This is a genomic window from Pseudomonas sp. URIL14HWK12:I5 (genome assembly GCF_900176445.1).
In the GTDB taxonomy this organism is placed as follows: domain Bacteria; phylum Pseudomonadota; class Gammaproteobacteria; order Pseudomonadales; family Pseudomonadaceae; genus Aquipseudomonas; species Aquipseudomonas monteilii.
The window spans coordinates 1-16586 of record NZ_FWXQ01000014.1; the positions used below are offsets into that span (position 1 = coordinate 1).

General features: G+C 62.8%; 18 protein-coding genes. 12 read left to right on the forward strand and 6 right to left on the reverse strand.

Annotated elements, in window-relative coordinates:
* Nucleotides 1-520: 520 nt before the first annotated feature.
* Together rhtA and B9A31_RS25625 are read left to right on the forward strand one after the other, a co-directional pair.
* A complete protein-coding gene (gene rhtA / locus B9A31_RS25620) occupies nucleotides 521-1408 on the forward strand; it encodes a threonine/homoserine exporter RhtA (protein WP_019098784.1) in 888 nt (295 codons plus the stop codon).
* 193 nt (nucleotides 1409-1601) lie between these two features.
* A complete protein-coding gene (locus B9A31_RS25625; RefSeq protein ID WP_016714998.1) occupies nucleotides 1602-1883 on the forward strand; it encodes a hypothetical protein in 282 nt (93 codons plus the stop codon).
* Between the two features lie 38 nt (nucleotides 1884-1921).
* On the opposite strand, the gene B9A31_RS25630 is transcribed toward B9A31_RS25625, so the two are convergent.
* Nucleotides 1922-3730 (reverse strand): aminopeptidase P family protein, encoded by a 1809-nt coding sequence (locus B9A31_RS25630; RefSeq protein WP_084297512.1) that lies wholly within the window; start codon nucleotides 3728-3730, stop codon nucleotides 1922-1924.
* Between the two features lie 220 nt (nucleotides 3731-3950).
* Between B9A31_RS25630 and B9A31_RS25635 the strand changes: the two genes are divergently transcribed.
* Both B9A31_RS25635 and B9A31_RS25640 read left to right on the forward strand, forming a co-directional pair.
* Entirely contained in the window at nucleotides 3951-5066 is a 1116-nt protein-coding gene (locus tag B9A31_RS25635; RefSeq protein WP_027609689.1) for a DUF3182 family protein, read from the forward strand.
* A complete protein-coding gene (locus tag B9A31_RS25640) occupies nucleotides 5050-5820 on the forward strand; it encodes an alpha/beta hydrolase family protein (protein ID WP_025754418.1) in 771 nt (256 codons plus the stop codon). Before B9A31_RS25635 ends, B9A31_RS25640 begins: the two co-directional genes overlap by 17 nt.
* Here B9A31_RS25640 and B9A31_RS25645 read toward each other — a convergent pair.
* Nucleotides 5799-6179, reverse strand: coding sequence for an antibiotic biosynthesis monooxygenase (locus B9A31_RS25645; RefSeq protein WP_025754419.1), 381 nt, complete (start codon nucleotides 6177-6179; stop codon nucleotides 5799-5801). The two genes, B9A31_RS25640 and B9A31_RS25645, sit on opposite strands and share 22 nt — an antisense overlap.
* Nucleotides 6180-6233: 54 nt before the next feature.
* A complete protein-coding gene (locus B9A31_RS25650; protein WP_025754420.1) occupies nucleotides 6234-7253 on the reverse strand; it encodes a GlxA family transcriptional regulator in 1020 nt (339 codons plus the stop codon).
* 82 nt (nucleotides 7254-7335) lie between these two features.
* Here B9A31_RS25650 and B9A31_RS25655 point away from each other — a divergent pair, with 82 nt between their 5' ends.
* Nucleotides 7336-7884 (forward strand): cysteine hydrolase family protein, encoded by a 549-nt coding sequence (locus B9A31_RS25655; RefSeq protein ID WP_019098779.1) that lies wholly within the window; start codon nucleotides 7336-7338, stop codon nucleotides 7882-7884.
* A gap of 48 nt (nucleotides 7885-7932) precedes the next feature.
* Here the strand turns inward: B9A31_RS25655 and B9A31_RS25660 are convergent, their stop codons facing one another.
* Nucleotides 7933-8496, reverse strand: a complete 564-nt coding sequence (locus B9A31_RS25660; RefSeq protein WP_019098778.1) for a helix-turn-helix domain-containing protein — start codon at nucleotides 8494-8496, stop codon at nucleotides 7933-7935.
* An 83-nt stretch (nucleotides 8497-8579) separates the two neighbouring features.
* Here B9A31_RS25660 and B9A31_RS25665 point away from each other — a divergent pair, with 83 nt between their 5' ends.
* From B9A31_RS25665 to B9A31_RS25695, 7 genes are all read left to right on the forward strand, one after another.
* A complete protein-coding gene (locus B9A31_RS25665) occupies nucleotides 8580-9530 on the forward strand; it encodes a DMT family transporter (RefSeq protein ID WP_019098777.1) in 951 nt (316 codons plus the stop codon).
* A gap of 149 nt (nucleotides 9531-9679) precedes the next feature.
* A complete protein-coding gene (locus B9A31_RS25670; RefSeq protein ID WP_019098776.1) occupies nucleotides 9680-12595 on the forward strand; it encodes a monovalent cation/H+ antiporter subunit A in 2916 nt (971 codons plus the stop codon).
* On the forward strand, nucleotides 12595-12939 hold the full coding sequence (locus B9A31_RS25675; RefSeq protein WP_019098775.1) for a Na+/H+ antiporter subunit C: 345 nt from the start codon (nucleotides 12595-12597) through the stop codon (nucleotides 12937-12939). The genes B9A31_RS25670 and B9A31_RS25675 overlap by 1 nt, the downstream gene beginning before the upstream one ends.
* Nucleotides 12936-14615, forward strand: a complete 1680-nt coding sequence (locus B9A31_RS25680; protein ID WP_019098774.1) for a monovalent cation/H+ antiporter subunit D — start codon at nucleotides 12936-12938, stop codon at nucleotides 14613-14615. The genes B9A31_RS25675 and B9A31_RS25680 overlap by 4 nt, the downstream gene beginning before the upstream one ends.
* A complete protein-coding gene (locus tag B9A31_RS25685; protein ID WP_019098773.1) occupies nucleotides 14612-15100 on the forward strand; it encodes a Na+/H+ antiporter subunit E in 489 nt (162 codons plus the stop codon). The genes B9A31_RS25680 and B9A31_RS25685 overlap by 4 nt, the downstream gene beginning before the upstream one ends.
* On the forward strand, nucleotides 15097-15375 hold the full coding sequence (locus B9A31_RS25690) for a K+/H+ antiporter subunit F (RefSeq protein ID WP_003250109.1): 279 nt from the start codon (nucleotides 15097-15099) through the stop codon (nucleotides 15373-15375). Before B9A31_RS25685 ends, B9A31_RS25690 begins: the two co-directional genes overlap by 4 nt.
* Entirely contained in the window at nucleotides 15372-15737 is a 366-nt protein-coding gene (locus B9A31_RS25695) for a Na+/H+ antiporter subunit G (RefSeq protein ID WP_016714985.1), read from the forward strand. Before B9A31_RS25690 ends, B9A31_RS25695 begins: the two co-directional genes overlap by 4 nt.
* A 10-nt stretch (nucleotides 15738-15747) precedes the next feature.
* On the opposite strand, the gene B9A31_RS25700 is transcribed toward B9A31_RS25695, so the two are convergent.
* Together B9A31_RS25700 and B9A31_RS25705 are read right to left on the reverse strand one after the other, a co-directional pair.
* A complete protein-coding gene (locus B9A31_RS25700) occupies nucleotides 15748-15960 on the reverse strand; it encodes a hypothetical protein (protein ID WP_016714984.1) in 213 nt (70 codons plus the stop codon).
* Nucleotides 15957-16427, reverse strand: coding sequence for a hypothetical protein (locus B9A31_RS25705; protein ID WP_025754423.1), 471 nt, complete (start codon nucleotides 16425-16427; stop codon nucleotides 15957-15959). Before B9A31_RS25705 ends, B9A31_RS25700 begins: the two co-directional genes overlap by 4 nt.
* Between the last annotated feature and the right edge of the window lie 159 nt (nucleotides 16428-16586).

Consider the following 16586-nt stretch of genomic DNA (forward strand, 5'->3'; position numbering starts at 1 on the left):
GCCTGCCGCCAGCGTTCAATCTGAGCCATGATCAAACTCTTCAGTTCAATACTGCTTGGGTTTTTAAGAAACCCTAAACTTGGCTCAGCAATCTCAAATGACTATGTGATTTCTCGCATGGCCACTTGTGATGCTGATAATCTTTTTGACTATCAGTCCGTACTCACAAGCACCCACACGAATTGCTTGATTCGATTTGTTAAAGAGCGTTTGGTTAAGAGCTTTTCGTCTCAACCGAGGCGCGCATTCTACGCTTTCCTCAGAGCCTGTCAAGCGTTTATTTTGAAGTTTTTGCGAGAAACTCGTTTAGCTTCAAACACTTGACTCAACAGGGTGGCTAGCTTTGCTTCGCTACCGCGTTGGAGTGGTGCGCATTATAGGGACGGCTCTGAGGAGGTCAACCCTTAATTTCAATGTTTTGAAATATTTATGCCGAAGGCGCTTCAGGGCTATCACGCACCCCATCAATTGCGCACTATATTGCTCATCACCCACCCCGCCCAAGGATCGCCGCACAGACATGAACACCCAGCCCCGCAGCCTGGCCGCCACCCTCTTCCCGATTGGGCTGCTGCTTATCGCCATGGCATCGATTCAATCGGGTGCCTCCCTGGCCAAAAGCATGTTCCCCATTATCGGCGCACAAGGCACCACCGCCCTGCGCCTGATTTTCGCCAGCATCATCATGCTGCTTATATTGCGCCCGTGGCGGGTACGCATGACCGCCAACACCCTGCGTAACGTGGTCATCTATGGCATGGCCCTGGGTGGCATGAATTTCCTCTTCTATATGGCGCTGCAAACGGTGCCCATCGGCATTGCCGTTGCACTGGAGTTCACCGGGCCGCTCGCCGTTGCGATCTTCTCTTCACGCCGGCCAATCGACTTCCTGTGGATTGCCCTGGCCATCGCCGGCTTGCTGTTGTTGCTGCCTGCAGGGCACAGTGGCCAGGCACTCGACCCGGCCGGTGCTGCTTACGCGCTGGGTGCTGGCGTGTGCTGGGCCCTGTACATTCTGTTCGGGCAGCGTGCCGGGGCCGAACACGGCATCCAGAGCGCCGCGCTCGGCGTGGTGGTCGCTGCACTGTTCGTCGCCCCCATCGGCATTGTCCACGCGGGCAGTGCGCTGCTCACGCCCGCGGTCATCCCCATGGCGCTGGGCGTGGCGATACTGTCCACAGCACTGCCCTACAGCCTGGAGATGGTTGCCCTCACGCGCATTCCGGCTCGCACCTTCGGCACCCTGATGAGCATCGAACCGGCGTTCGGGGCGTTGTCCGGCCTTCTTTTCCTGGGCGAAGTGCTGACGGTTACCCAATGGCTGGCGATTCTGGCAATCATCACGGCCTCTGTCGGCACCACGCTGTCCATGCGCAAGGAGCCCGCCCCAGCCGTCGCAGCAGACTGATATGAGAAATATTTTCATTTGAGACAGGATTAAAGATTGTAGCGACCCGTCTCGCTGATTAAGCTGTCACAGAATCATCATCTTTACGCTATCTACTGGACCGAACAGGGACGCTGGGGAAATTTCAGGAAGAACCGAAGCGATAACGACAGGGCTAGACGACAGCTGATCGGCCCTGCATTTAAGGACAGGAATGAAACGTATTTTTCTCATCCTGGCCATCTTGGCTATTGCTGGATGTGCCGCCACGGCCAAGACTGAGGTCAAGAGGGGCAAGAAGGGCCTGCATATCAACTGCTCCGGCCTTTCCTCTTCGTGGGACAACTGCTACAGCAAAGCCGCGAGCTCTTGCAGCACGCGCGGCTATCGGGTCATCGCACGCTCGGGCGACAGCGATGAAGAAGCCGGCGATTACTTGTTCGGCATCAACCCGGCGGGTTACACCAGCCGCAGCATGATCGTCATCTGCAAGTAGAAAAAGGGCAGCTCACGAGCTGCCCTTTTCATACGCTGTTACAGCGACGTGGTACGCCTTTCCAGCCAGGCCAAGGCGTCCCCCTTGAGCAACGGAGCCAGGCGCTCACGCACCGTGGCGTGATAGCGGTTCAACCACTCCACCTCTTCTTTTGACAGCTGTTCGGCTAGCAGGCACCGGGTGTCGATCGGGCACAGTGTCAACGTCTCGAAGTTCAGGAAGTCGCCAAATGCACTCTTGCCGGCTTCACGATTGACCACCAGGTTCTCGATGCGTACACCCCATTGCCCCGGGCGATACGTACCTGGCTCGATCGAGCTGATCATGCCCGCCTGCATCGCCGTCTGCGGTGCAGGTGCCGCCTGGTAGGCAATTACCTGCGGCCCTTCATGCACATTCATGAAGTAGCCTACCCCATGCCCGGTACCGTGGCCGTAATCCACCTGGTCTGCCCAGATCGGCGCACGAGCAATGGCGTCGAGCAACGGCGACAGCACCCCACGCGGAAAGGTGGCACGCGACAGGGCAATCATGCCCTTGAGTACCCGGGTGCAATCCTGCTTCTGCTGGTGGCTGGGGTTGCCCACAGGCACCATGCGTGTGATGTCGGTGGTGCCACCCAGGTACTGCCCGCCCGAATCGATTAGCAAAAGCCCGTCGCCCTCGATGACCGCGTGCGACTGCTCGGTAGCGCGGTAATGCGGCATGGCACCGTTGCCATTGAAGGCAGCAATGGTCGAAAAACTCAGCGATACGAAACCCGGGCGCCGGGCACGCGCTGCGCTCAGTTGCTCGTCGATCGTCAGCTCGGTGATTTTCTCATTGCCCAGGCTGGCCTCGAACCAGGTGAAGAATTCGCACAAGGCAGCACCGTCCTGCTCCATGACCTGACGGATGTGAACCAGGTCTTCATCACCTTTGCATGACTTGCTCAGGGTGGTGGGATTGATCCCCTCGATCAGCACGACCTCTGCCGAACGGTTTTCCAGCAGGCCACAGGTGACCCGTGCCGGGTCCACCAGCAACCTGCTGCCGGCCGGTACGGCACCTAAGGCCTTGCCAGCCTCGCTGTAGTCGCGTACCTCGATGCCGTCGACTGCCAGCACTTGGCGCAAATGCGCGTCCACCTTGTCCTGACCCACGAACAGAATGGCCTGCTTCTCATTGATCAACGCAAAGGCCAGAAACACCGGGTTATAGGAGACATCACTGCCGCGCAGGTTGAACAGCCATGCGATGTCATCAAGGGTGGCAATGAAATGCCAGTCGGCGCCCTTGGCCAGCATGCCCTGACGCAACTGCGCGAGTTTTTCCGCTCGGCTCACCGTCGCATGCGGCGGTAAATGCTGGTACACCGGGTTACCCGGCAGCGCCGGGCGCCCATCCCAGACTTGCCCCAACAGATCCTTGTCGGTGACCAGCCGAGCGCCGCGAGACTTCAGCCGCTCACCCAGTTGTCGCGCCGAGGCCAGCGCCAGGACCGCACCATCTACCGCGACGCTACCGTCGGGCGCTACATTATCGCCCAGCCACTCCAACGCCCCGGGTTTGCCCGGCAACAGTTTCATCAGCTCAATGCCGCTGTCTGCCAGTTCATGCTCGGCCTGCTCCCAGTAGCGGCTGTCGACCCACAGCCCGGCGAACCCGGGGGTGACCACCAATGTGCCGACCGAGCCGTGGAAACCCGAGAGCCACTGACGCCCCTGCCAGTAACCGGGCAGGTATTCGGAAAGGTGGGGGTCGGCCGAAGGTACCAGCAAGGCATCGATGCCCTCTGCCGCCATGGCCTGGCGCACGCGTGCCAGGCGCTGTGGCACGCTTTGCTCAAGGGTGGTCTGGACGTTCATGCGCTCTCCTGCGGCTACATCACGGTTGATCCAATGTGCCGATAATGGAACAGCCGCCAGAACCCTGCAATCGTGACGACCAGGACACGGCATGGATTGCCCGCCACGCCTTGCGCCAATCAGACACTTCCTACAACGCGCTCAGGACCACCGATCAAGTCCCGCTGAACTTCCGCAAAGTGCCGGCTTCACACACAGTACACTCACTGCCCACAGGCAAATGACCATGCCCAGTGCCTGGCATTCGAAAACCGGCGTGGTGTTGCTCGACACCCGCGAACATACGCCCGAGCATGAGCATGCCGTGCACCTCAAGCTTGCCGACGGCCTCGCCCGCCTGCTGGGTTGTCCACATGTGCCCAGGCAGCAGGCCAAGGCCAACGACGGCTACTACTACGTGCCCACCGAGACCCTGATCGACCCCCGGCGCTATGCCGCCCTGGGTATTCTTGGCGAACAGGACCTGTTTGGCGGCCTGGTGTCCTACCCCCACATGGCGACCAAGGCAATCTCCCACCCGTTGCCGGCCAAGGCCAGCTTCCCACCGGGCTGGACTGACGCCTTCGCCCAACAAGCGAGTGACGCCCTGCTGCGCGGCTACACCGTGTTCAGCAAAGCTGATGCGCGCACTGCCGCACAGTTGCTGCTGCTCGACGGCCCGCTACGGGTCAAGCCGGTGCTGGCTACCGCAGGCCGCGGACAAGCGGTCATCAGCACTGCAGACGCACTGGAACCCCTGCTGGCCGATATGGACGAACAGGCGCTGGCAGTGTGGGGGCTGGTACTCGAAGAAGACCTCAATGACGTAAAAACCTTCAGCGTCGGCCAAGTGCGCGTCGCGGGGCTGACATGCAGCTATCACGGTACCCAACAGCTGACCCATGACCACCAGGGCATCGAGGTGTATGGCGGCTCCGACCTTGTGGTGGTACGTGGCGACTATCAGGCGCTGCTGCAACTCCCCCTGGAAGACCACCTGCGTCTGGCGATCAACCAGGCCATCACCTACGAGCAGGCTGCCGAGCAGCACTTCCCTGGCTTCATCGCCTCACGGCGCAACTACGACATCGCTCGCGGCCTGAGCCCTCAAGGCCACCTACGTAGCGGTGTGCTCGAGCAATCCTGGCGCCTGGGCGGTGCCAGCAGTGCCGAGCTGCTGGCCCTGCAGGCATTTGCCGATGACCCGGCATTGCAGCAGGTGCGTGCCTCCACCCACGAAGTGTTCGGCACGCCCGACCTGCCCGCTGATGCCACCCTCTTCTACCAAGGAAACGACAGTGAACTCGGACAATTCAGCAAATTTGCACGGATTCGCGAACATGGCCGTTCAGAGTGAAACCGTTGAACTGCAAGTCGACAACGACAGCATTGTCGGCACCCTGGTCAGCCCCGGCAGCAAGATGCCGGGCATCCTCTTCGTGCACGGTTGGGGCGGAAGCCAGCAGCGTGATCTGGCCCGGGCCCGGCACATCACCGGACTGGGCTGCGTGTGCATGACCTTCGACCTTCGCGGGCACGAAAAGACCGAAAGCCAACGCCTGACAGTCACGCGTGAACAAAACCTGCATGACCTGATGGTGGCCTACGACCGGCTGCTGAGCCATCCAGCCGTGGACAGTAGCGCCATCGCCCTCATCGGCAGCAGTTATGGCGGCTACCTGGCAACGCTGCTGACCCGCGAACGGTCCGTCAAATGGCTGGCCCTGCGGGTACCCGCCATGTATTGGGACGACGAATGGAACACCCCCAAGCAAACCCTCGACCGCCAACGCCTGAACGCCTACCGGCAGCAATCGCTTGGCCCGGCTGACAACCGTGCACTGGCAGCGTGCGCCGAGTTCGGAGGGGACGTCTTGCTGGTAGAGTCCGAACAGGACGACTATGTACCGCACAGCACACTGATGAGCTACCGCTCGGCATTCGTCAGCGCCCATTCGCTCACCCATCGCATCGTCGACGGGGCCGATCACGCGCTGTCCAGCGAAGAGAGCCAGAAAGCCTACAGCTCGATCCTGGCAGCATGGATCAGCGAAATGGTCATCGGTGCCCGACTGGACCGCTACCCGCATTACGCGCCTTGGTATGCCTGAAGCTCGCCCACCTGACAATGCAGGCCGCCATCGGCGCCGCGAACCAGACTGCGCAGCGTCTGGTAGGCTGCAAAGTGCACCCCGCGCGCCTGATGCTGCCCCAGCAGCTCAAGGAAGGGCTCCTCGACGAAGTGCACGGCCGCCACCGACCAGGCCTGGCGTGATTGCCATTGCAGGTATTGCAGCACCCGGCTGCCATCGTCACTGGCCTGGACACTGACCCCCTGCAGCCCTTCACAGCGCGCAGCAAGCTCTTCGCTTCGCGCCACCAAGGCCTGAGCCAATGCTTGCTGGCACATGCTGGGCACTTCGTATTCGATCATCTGGGTGAACCAAAGGGCATTAGGGTTGGCCGACATCGGCGGTCTCCTGGTAACGGACGCATGCAGCGGGATGCCGAGCAGGGTAAAACCTCAAGTAAAGTCAAGGTCAAGGGGTTTATGCGCACCCTGGCCTGATACCGCAAAACGCCGCCGGTAGTCACTTGGGGTCAGGCCGGTAATGCGCTGAAACACCTTGCGAAACGCTCCCGGGTCCTGGTACCCGACACCCCAGGCAATCTGTTCGACGTTGCGCCGTGTGAACTCCAGCAAACGGCAGGCTCGCCCGACCCTCACCTGCTGGCAATACTCGGTCGGGCGCATCCCGGTGGCGGCACGAAAGCGCCGCAGGAACGTACGCGCTTCCAGCCCCGCGCACGCAGCCATCGCCGCAAGGTCAGCCTCCTGCCCGCCATTGCCCTGCAACCAATGTTGCACCTTCAACACGGCCTCGTCGCCGTGGTCCAGGCGCGGACTGAACAGCGCCCCGGGCAAGGGGGCTGTCGTCGGCTCAACGGCCAGGTAGCGAGCGGTCTCTCGCGCCACCGTCGCCCCAAGAAATCGCTCCAGCAGGCGCAAGCCCAGGTCAGTCCAGGCCATCAACCCTGCCGAGGTCACGATATCGCCGTCGTCCAGCAACGGCTGCCGCGCCTCTACCCGCACCTTGGGGAAGCGCTGGGCCAGGGCATGCACATAGTTCCAGTGGGTGCAGGCCGGGCGCCCGTCGAGTAGCCCACTGGCGGCAATGAAAAACACCCCGATGCAAACCGACGCCAGCACCGTACCGCGCCCGTGCAACTGGCACAGGGACGCGCGGTGACGGTCAAGCAGCTCGGCTTGCGGGGCCGACTCCAGGCTGGGTGGAATGATCAATACACCCAGGCCCGGAGCAGCCGCCGCGGAGCTATCCGGGGCTGGCAGCAACTGCCCTGCCTCGTCGGCCTGCCAGAAGCTGACACGAATGTGCGGCAGCTCGACAGCCCCCAGTTCGGCTGCAACCCGGTTGGCCACCAGGAACAGGTCGGCAAGGCCATATACGGCCGCGCGCTGCACGCCGGGGTACAGCAGCAGGCCGATGTCCAGGCTGGCGGGGATGTCAGTTTTTGCCCGCATAGTGTCGTTCGCGCCAATCCTCAGATTCGTGCACACAGCCTATAACTAACGCCTACCAACGACTACTGCCACAGGAGGCAGCATGAGCAAGCAGGCGCTGATCATCATCGACATCCAGAACGACTATTTCCCGGGCGGCAAATGGACCCTCGATGGCGCCGACCAGGCGGCCGACAACGCTGCACGGTTGCTGGCAGCCGCACGCCAGCGCGGCGACCTGGTGGTGCATGTGCGCCATGAGTTCGACAGCGCCGATGCCCCCTTCTTTGCACCGGGCTCGCAGGGTTCGGCGATCCACTCCAAGGTCGAACCGGCAGCAGGCGAACCGGTGGTGCTCAAGCACAAGGTCAACGCCTTCCTCGGTACCGACCTTGAGCACACGCTGGACCGGCATGGCGTCGAGGCCCTGACCATCGTCGGCAGCATGAGCCATATGTGCATCGATGCCGCCACCCGGGCTGCGGCCGACCTGGGTTACGAGGTGACCGTGGCGCACGATGCCTGTGCGACCCTGCCGCTGGCGTTCGACGGCAGGCAGGTAGCGGCGGCGCAGGTTCATGATTCGGCGATGGCGGCGCTGGCATTTGCCTATGCCAAGGTCGTGAGGACCGATGAGTTGCTTCAAGGCTGATCGGCTCGAAAGCTTTGGGGCTATGCATCAGCCCCAAAGCTTGCAGGCTCAAATCACCACATTACGCACGAACCGCACCGCCACCGCCCCATCATTACGGTATGCATACCGGCAGTTGCTGGGAAACACATGGAACTGCCCCACCAGCAGACGATGCTCGACCCCTTCGATGATCAACGTCAGCTGCCCTTCAGCCACATAAATCTGCTCGCTCCAGCCTTCGGCATCGGCCTCGCTGGAATAGCACTCACCCGGCGCCAGGGTCCACGCCCACAGCTCCACCTCGCGCCGCGCCGGGCTGGTGCCAAGCAACACTGCCCGGCTCTGCGGATGCTCCCCCGCCCAGGCCAGCTCTTCGATGCGCCCGGGATCACGCCGATCAGGCGCCTGGATCAAGGTACTGAATGCCACCCCCAAGGCTTCGGCGATCAAATCCAGCGTGGTCAGGCTGACGTTCTTTTCCCCCGCCTCGATCGCCACCAGCATGCGCCGGCTAACCCCGGAGCGCTCGGCCAACGTCGTCTGGCTCATGCCAGCCGCGTTGCGCAGGCGGCGCACATTGAGGCTGACATGTTGAAGCACCGATGCGCGATGCGCAGAATCTTTGTGCACTATATTGCTCACTGGTCGAGATTGCGCAGTATACTGCCCACTTTGCGGCGATTGTGCGCCGCTCCCTCCGAGTGCGCAAGACCATGAGCCAGGCCAGCAACAAACCGACCCCCACCGTAACCTTTCGCCTGAGCAAGGCTGAACTGGTGCTGGTCTTCATCACCATGTTGTGGGGCGGCACCTTCCTGCTGGTGCACAACGTGATGACCGTCAGCGGCCCGATGTTCTTCGTCGGCTTGCGCTTTGCTGCAGCCGCACTGTTCGTGGGCGTGGTCTCGGCGCGGGCATTGCCCGGGCTGACCTTCACCGAGCTCAAGGCCGGCATGCTGATCGGTGTATCGATCATGCTCGGCTATGGCTTGCAAACCATGGGCCTGCAAACCATCAGCAGCAGCCAATCGGCGTTCATCACTGCGCTGTACGTGCCGTTCGTGCCGCTTTTGCAGTGGCTGGTGCTGGGCCGACGGCCTGGCCTGATGCCCAGCATCGGCATTTGCCTGGCGTTCATCGGCCTGATGCTGTTGGCCGGGCCGGAAGGCGGCAGCCTGCATTTCAGCGAGGGCGAGGTGGTCACCTTGGTCAGCGCCGTCGCCATCGCCGGCGAAATCATCCTGATCAGCCGCTACGCCGGCCAGGTCGACGTACGCCGGGTTACCGTGGTGCAACTGGCGACCGCATCATTGCTGGCGTTTCTGATGATCGTGCCAACCCAGGAGCGTATCCCCGACTTCTCCTGGCTGCTGCTGGGCAGCGCCGTAGGCCTGGGCGCCATGAGCGCAGTCATCCAGGTGGCGATGAACTGGGCACAGAAGTCGGTTTCGCCTACCCGGGCCACGCTCATCTACGCCGGTGAGCCAGTGTGGGCCGGGATCGTCGGGCGCCTGGCGGGCGAACGCCTGCCGGGCGTGGCACTGCTCGGTGGCCTGCTGATCGTGATCGCGGTGGTGGTGAGCGAGCTCAAAGTGCGCCGACCGCGCGAAACCATCGAGGCACGCGATGTACAGAATGAAGGCGAACGCCAGGCGGAGCTGTGAAGTCGATAACAGCAGCTATGCTTTGTAAACAAATGTTATAAAAAAACAGCTTGTCACAGCCTGTTTGTAGGATTCTGCGACAGCTTGCGTGTTGGTGATCACCCCCTCGGCACGTATGATCTTTGCAAACTTCTCCAGAATAGGCCGCTATGTCATTGATAGTGCTATTGCTTCTGCCGTTCGTGGGCAGTTGCCTGGCAGCCGTGCTGCCGCACAACGCACGTAACGCCGAGTCCATTCTTGCCGGGCTCGTAGCCCTGGTCGGTACCGTCCAGGTAGCACTGCTGTATCCCCAGGTTGCCCATGGCGGTGTGATTCGCGAAGAGTTCCTGTGGCTGCCCAGCCTGGGGCTCAACCTGGTACTGCGCATGGACGGCTTCGCCTGGCTGTTCTCGCTGCTGGTACTGGGCATCGGTACGCTGGTGTCGCTGTACGCGCGCTACTACATGTCACCGCAAGACCCGGTACCGCGCTTCTTCGCCTTCTTCCTGGCCTTCATGGGCGCCATGCTTGGCCTGGTGATTTCCGGCAACCTGATTCAGCTGGTGTTCTTCTGGGAACTCACCAGCCTGTTCTCCTTCCTGCTGATCGGCTACTGGCACCACCGCGCAGACGCCCGCCGTGGTGCGTACATGGCGCTGATGGTGACCGGTGCAGGCGGCTTGTGCCTGCTGGTCGGGGCCCTGCTGCTCGGCCATGTGGTCGGCAGCTATGACCTGGACAAGGTCCTGGCTGCCGGCGATACCATCCGCCAGCATGCGCTGTACCCGGTGCTGCTGCCCCTGATTCTCATCGGCGCCCTGAGCAAGAGCGCACAGTTCCCCTTCCAGTTCTGGCTGCCCCACGCCATGGCAGCGCCCACGCCGGTATCGGCCTATTTGCACTCTGCCACCATGGTCAAGGCCGGGGTGTTCCTGCTGGCGCGGCTGTGGCCGGTGCTTTCCGGCAGCGAAGAGTGGTTCTGGATCGTCGGCGGTGCCGGTGCCCTCACCCTGCTGCTCGGCGCGTTCGCCGCCATGTTCCAGAACGACCTCAAGGGCCTGCTGGCCTATTCGACCATCAGCCACCTGGGCCTGATTACCCTGCTGCTGGGCCTGAACAGCCCACTGGCTGCCGTTGCAGCGGTATTCCACATCCTCAACCATGCCACGTTCAAGGCCTCGCTGTTCATGGCAGCCGGCATCATCGACCATGAAAGCGGTACGCGCGACATCCGTCGGCTCAGCGGCCTTATCCGCCTGGTGCCCTACACCGCGACCCTGGCCATGGTAGCCAGCGCCTCGATGGCTGGCGTGCCGCTGATGAACGGCTTCCTGTCCAAGGAAATGTTCTTCGCCGAAACCGTATTCATCAGTTCCACCGCGTGGGTCGAGGCCACCCTGCCCGTGATCGCCACCCTGGCCGGTACTTTCAGCGTGGCCTATGCCCTGCGCTTTACCGTCGATGTGTTCTTCGGGCCGACCGCCCAGGACCTGCCCCACACCCCGCACGAGCCGCCACGCTGGATGCGTGCGCCGGTCGAACTGCTGGTGCTCACCTGCCTGGTGGTGGGGATCTTCCCTGCCCAGTCGGTCGGCCCGCTGCTGGCCGCTGCGGCGCTGCCGGTGGTAGGCGGCACCTTGCCGGAGTACAGCCTGGCGATCTGGCATGGCTGGAACGCACCGCTGATCATGAGCCTGGTGGCCATGAGCGGCGGTATCGTGCTGTACCTGTTGCTGCGCAAGCAGCTGCGCCTGGGCCGCTTCCCCTACCCGCCGGTGATCGAACGCTTCAACGGCAAGCGCCTGTTCGAGCACGGGCAAGTTCACCTGATGGTGCTGGCGCGTCGCGTCGAGCGCCTGTTCACCTCTCGCCGCCTGCAATCGCAGCTGTTCATGCTGGTGGTCGCCGCCTTTCTCGCAGGCCTCACGCCCATGCTCTACAGCGGGCTGAGCTGGGGCGACCGGCCGAAAATTCCGGGCTCGGGCGTGTTCGTCGCACTGTGGCTGATCGCCATTGCCTGCGCCATCGGCGCCGCCTACCAGGCGAAGTACCACCGCCTGGCGGCACTGATCATGGTCAGTGTCTGCGGCCTGATGACCTGCATCACGTTTGTCTGGTTCTCCGCGCCTGACCTGGCCCTGACCCAGCTGGTGGTGGAAGTGGTCACGACTGTGCTGATCCTGCTGGGCCTGCGCTGGCTGCCACGGCGTATCGAAGGCGTGTCGCCACTACCGGGTAGCCTGGAGCGTGCGCGCATGCGCCGCCTGCGCGACCTGCTGCTGGCCGTGCTGGTGGGTGGCGGCATGGCCGTGCTGTCGTACGCCATGCTGACCCGTCCAACGCCCAACGACATCTCGTCGTTCTACCTCAGCCGTGCGCTGCCCCAAGGCGGCGGCACCAACGTGGTCAACGTGATGCTGGTGGACTTCCGCGGCTTCGACACCCTCGGTGAAATCACCGTGCTGGTGGCCGTAGCGCTGACCGTGTTCGCCCTGCTGCGCCGCTTCCGCCCACCCAAAGAGAGCATGCAGCTGCCGGCGCAGCAGCGCCAGCTGGCACCCGACGTGGTCACCGACCTGATCAACCCACGGCATGCCACCGACACCGCCCTGGGCTTCATGATGGTGCCGGCAGTGCTGGTGCGCCTGCTGCTGCCAGTCGCGCTGCTGGTCTCGATGTACCTGTTCATGCGTGGTCACAACCAACCGGGCGGCGGCTTTGTCGCCGGCCTGGTGATGTCGGTGGCGTTCATCCTGCAGTACATGGTGGCCGGTACCCAGTGGGTCGAAGCGCAGATGAGCCTGCGCCCGCTGCGCTGGATGGGCACCGGGCTGCTGTGCGCGACCCTGACCGGGGTCGGCGCCATGCTGCTGGGCTATCCGTTCCTCACTACCCATACTGCCCACCTGCACCTGCCACTGCTGGGTGATGTGCACGTGGCCAGCGCGCTGTTCTTCGATGTCGGCGTATACACCGTGGTGGTCGGCTCGACCCTGCTGATCCTCACGGCCCTGGCGCACCAGTCGGTGCGCGCTTACCGCCCGGGCAACCCGGCGAAAACCAGCCAAGCAGGAGCCGCCTGATGGAAGAAGTGATTGCAGTCGCCATCGGCGTGCTCGCCGCCTCGGGGGTGTGGCTGATCCTGCGCCCCCGTACCTACCAGGTCATCATGGGCCTGTGCCTGCTGTCGTACGGGGTCAACCTGTTCATTTTCAGCATGGGCAGCCTCTTCATCGGCAAAGAGCCAATCATCAAGAACGGCGTCACACAGGACCTGCTGCACTACACCGACCCGCTGCCGCAGGCGCTGGTGCTTACCGCCATCGTCATCAGCTTTGCCATGACCGCGCTGTTTCTGGTGGTGTTGCTGGCCTCACGCGGCCTGACCGGTACCGACCACGTGGATGGCCGGGAGCGTGACGAATGAATGGAATGAGTCAACTGATCGTTGCGCCTATCCTGCTGCCGCTGGTCACTGCCGCAGTCATGTTGCTGCTGGGTGAAAAGCACCGGCAGATCAAGGCCCGCCTGAACCTGCTGTCGACCTTCGCCGGCCTGGCAATTGCCGTCAGCCTGCTGCTGTGGGTGCGTACCCAGGGGCAGGCAGCGTCAATCGGCGTTTACCTGCCGGGCAACTGGCCAGCACCGTTCGGCATCGTGCTGGTCGTGGACCACCTGTCGGCCCTGCTGCTGACCCTGACCGGGGTCATCGGCTTCAGTGCGTTGCTGTTTGCCCGTGCCCGGTGGGACGGTGCCGGGGCCAGTTTCCATGCGCTGTTTCAGATCCAGCTGATGGGCCTGTACGGTGCCTTCCTCACCGCCGACCTGTTCAACCTGTTCGTGTTCTTCGAGGTACTGCTGGCCGCGTCGTATGGCCTGCTGCTGCATGGCTCGGGTCGCGCCCGGGTACGCGCCGGCCTGCACTACATCGCCATCAACCTGTTCGCCTCGTCGCTGTTCCTGATTGGCGCCGCCATGCTGTATGGCGTGACGGGCACCCTGAACATGGCCGACCTGGCCCTGAAGATTCCCTTGGTGCCAGAGGCCGACCGTGGCCTGTTGCATGCCGGCGCGGCGATCCTGGCCATGGCCTTCCTGGTCAAGGCGGGTATCTGGCCGCTGAACTTCTGGCTGGTGCCAGCCTACGCTTCGGCCAGCGCACCCGTGGCTGCGTTGTTCGCCATCATGACCAAAGTCGGCCTGTATGCCGTGCTGCGCCTGTGGACACTGCTGTTCTCCGGGCAGGCGGGGGCCTCGGCGCATTTCGGCGGCGAATGGCTGGTATACGGCGGCTTGGCCACCCTGGCGATGGCTGCGGTATCGATCCTGGCTGCACAGCGCCTGGAGCGCATGGCAGCCCTCAGTATCCTGGTCTCGGCTGGCACCCTGCTCGGCGCGGTTGGCTTTGCCCAGGCGGCGCTGACCGGCGCGGCGTTGTTCTACCTGGTCAACTCTACCCTGGCCCTGTGCGCGCTGTTCCTGCTCGCCGAACTGGTCGAACGCTCACGCTCGGCCAACGAGGCGCCCCTGGACGAAGAAGAAGACGTGATGCCGCCCCCGCTGGAGTCGCTGCACCCGCCCAAGGGTATCAACCTCGACGACGAGCAAAAGGTGGTGATCGGCCAGATCATCCCGTGGACCATGGCCTTCCTGGGCCTGAGCTTCATCGCCTGCGCGCTGCTCATCATCGGCATGCCGCCACTGTCGGGCTTTGTCGGCAAGCTCAACCTTATCAGCGCGCTGTTCAACCCGCACGGCCTGGGCGTGCCGGCCGAACAACCGTTGAGCCCGGCGGGCTGGGGCCTGGTGGCACTGCTGATCCTGTCCGGCATGGCGTCGCTGATCGCCTTTGGCCGCGTGGGCATACAGCGCTTCTGGAAGCCCGAAGAGCGCCCGTCACCCGTGCTACGCCGCTATGAGTGCCTGCCCATCGTCATCCTGCTCGGCCTGTGCATGGTCCTCAGCCTCAAGGCCGAGCCGTTGCTGCGCTACACCCAGGACACCGCCGCCAGCCTGCAGGCGCCGGACGCCTACATCGAAGCCGTGATGGCCGCCCGGCCGATTCCTGGCCCCACCTCGCTCGACGTACAGGTGCAGCCATGAACCGACTGTTCCCCGCCCCGCTGCTATCGGTTTCGCTGTTCGGCCTCTGGCTGTTGCTGAACCTCTCGGTCAGCCCCGGCAATCTGCTGCTGGGCGCCGCACTGGGTGTGCTGGCCCCGCTGCTGATGGCACCGTTGCGTCCGCAGCATGCCCATGTGCGTCGGCCGCTGGTCATTGCCCGGTTGATCGGCCGGGTCGGCATCGATGTGATCGTCTCCAACCTGCTGGTGGCTCGCGGCGTACTGCGTGCCGGCAAGCAGCCGCCACGCTCGGCGTTCGTGCACATACCGCTGGCATTGCGCGACCCGCACGGCCTGGCGGCACTTTCGATGATCACCACGGTGGTGCCCGGCACAGTCTGGTCAGAACTGGCGCTGGACCGCAGCGTCTTGCTGCTGCATGTGTTCGACCTGGACGATGAAGCGGCCTTCATCCAGCACTTCAAGGACACCTACGAACGCCCGCTGATGGAGATCTTTCAATGACAGGCCTGCTCGCCAATGCTGTCCTCGCCAGCCTGTTCATCTTCGCCCTGGCCATGGGCCTGGCGCTGATCCGGCTGTTCCGTGGCCCGTCCGCCCAGGACCGTGTGCTGGCGCTGGACTACCTGTATATCCTGGCCATGCTGACCATGCTGGTGCTGGGGATCCGTTACGCCAGTGACACCTACTTCGAAGGTGCCCTGCTGATTGCGCTGTTCGGCTTCGTCGGCTCGTTTGCCTTGGCCAAGTTCCTGCTGCGCGGAGAGGTGATCGAATGACCGAAACCTTGGTACTGCCCTTCTGGCTGGAGGTGGTCACTGCCGTGCTACTGCTGACCGGCAGCCTGTTCGCCCTGGTGGGTGCCATAGGCCTGGTACGCCTGAAAGACTACTTCCAGCGGATGCACCCACCGGCACTGGCCTCGACCATTGGCGCCTGGTGCGTGGCGCTGGCGTCGATCATCTACTTTTCCTGGCTCAAGGACGCGCCTGTGCTGCACGCTTGGCTAATTCCGATCCTGCTGTCGATCACAGTGCCGGTAACCACGCTCTTGCTGGCCCGGGCGGCGCTGTTCCGTAAGCGCATGTCGAAAGAGCCGGTGCCCGAAGAGGTTAGCAGCGGTCGCGACCGCGGTAACTGAAGGTTGCGCCTCACCTTTGGCTGAGGCGCTGCAGCTCCCGCCGGACCATGGCGACATAAGGCGGTGGGCCGAGCCGGTAGAGCTCACCCGCCACCCAGCTCAGCCAGGTGCTTTGCAGTTCTTCACGCCTGGCCAGCAAACGTTCGGCCTCGGCCACAGCATCCGCCTGATGCTGCCGATGAAATTCGGCTCGCGAGGCAGGTGCATCGTCAGCGCCGGTCACTCACTGGCCTTGAAGGTGGTCAGTTCACCCTTGCGCCATTTGGCAACCTTGCCAGTCACCGCCTTGAGCAACTTGCCAAGGCCTTCCTGCACTTGCTGCTGTGCGGCAAACACCAGCATCACGGCCTGGCCCTCACGGAACACGATGCCCTCGCCTTCCGGCACCGAAACGAAGGCGTAATCGCCCACGCCATACACATTCAACTTGATTTCGCGAAAGCGCATTTCCAGCTTGCCACCTTCACGGCTGGGCAACACGGCGGCGCGAAAATGATCGCCTACTTTTAGCTCCAGGCGTTGTTTGTCATCGACCACCAGTGCACTTTCGGTGTCGATTTCGGCCATGTACAGGCCTTCTGGATTCTGTTCGGTGACATAGATGAAGCGGCCCTGGAACAGTTGGGCCAATTTACCGCGCAAGTCGCCCAGGGCGAACAATGCATGGGTATCAAGAGTGCTGACTGCCAATGAAGTAATCCTCAACCGGTTACAACCCGCCCTCACCCAAGCTCGGGGAGGCACGGCCATTTCTTATCGATAGGCGAAAAGAGTAATAAAGCGATATGCGAAATGTCTGTGCCCGCTGACGATGCAGCGCGCAGGAATCTTTACTCTGGTTTGCCAGAT

Coding starts and splice junctions, on each gene's coding strand:
- B9A31_RS25675 (WP_019098775.1), top strand. CDS start 12,595: ATGGAAGAAGTGATTGCAGTCGCCATCGGCGTGCTCGCCGCCTCGGGG.
- rhtA (WP_019098784.1), top strand. CDS start 521: ATGAACACCCAGCCCCGCAGCCTGGCCGCCACCCTCTTCCCGATTGGG.
- B9A31_RS25685 (WP_019098773.1), top strand. CDS start 14,612: ATGAACCGACTGTTCCCCGCCCCGCTGCTATCGGTTTCGCTGTTCGGC.
- B9A31_RS25635 (WP_027609689.1), top strand. CDS start 3,951: ATGACCATGCCCAGTGCCTGGCATTCGAAAACCGGCGTGGTGTTGCTC.
- B9A31_RS25695 (WP_016714985.1), top strand. CDS start 15,372: ATGACCGAAACCTTGGTACTGCCCTTCTGGCTGGAGGTGGTCACTGCC.
- B9A31_RS25640 (WP_025754418.1), top strand. CDS start 5,050: ATGGCCGTTCAGAGTGAAACCGTTGAACTGCAAGTCGACAACGACAGC.
- B9A31_RS25655 (WP_019098779.1), top strand. CDS start 7,336: ATGAGCAAGCAGGCGCTGATCATCATCGACATCCAGAACGACTATTTC.
- B9A31_RS25625 (WP_016714998.1), top strand. CDS start 1,602: ATGAAACGTATTTTTCTCATCCTGGCCATCTTGGCTATTGCTGGATGT.
- B9A31_RS25630 (WP_084297512.1), bottom strand. CDS start 3,730: ATGAACGTCCAGACCACCCTTGAGCAAAGCGTGCCACAGCGCCTGGCA.
- B9A31_RS25690 (WP_003250109.1), top strand. CDS start 15,097: ATGACAGGCCTGCTCGCCAATGCTGTCCTCGCCAGCCTGTTCATCTTC.
- B9A31_RS25670 (WP_019098776.1), top strand. CDS start 9,680: ATGTCATTGATAGTGCTATTGCTTCTGCCGTTCGTGGGCAGTTGCCTG.
- B9A31_RS25650 (WP_025754420.1), bottom strand. CDS start 7,253: ATGCGGGCAAAAACTGACATCCCCGCCAGCCTGGACATCGGCCTGCTG.
- B9A31_RS25680 (WP_019098774.1), top strand. CDS start 12,936: ATGAATGGAATGAGTCAACTGATCGTTGCGCCTATCCTGCTGCCGCTG.
- B9A31_RS25645 (WP_025754419.1), bottom strand. CDS start 6,179: ATGTCGGCCAACCCTAATGCCCTTTGGTTCACCCAGATGATCGAATAC.
- B9A31_RS25665 (WP_019098777.1), top strand. CDS start 8,580: ATGAGCCAGGCCAGCAACAAACCGACCCCCACCGTAACCTTTCGCCTG.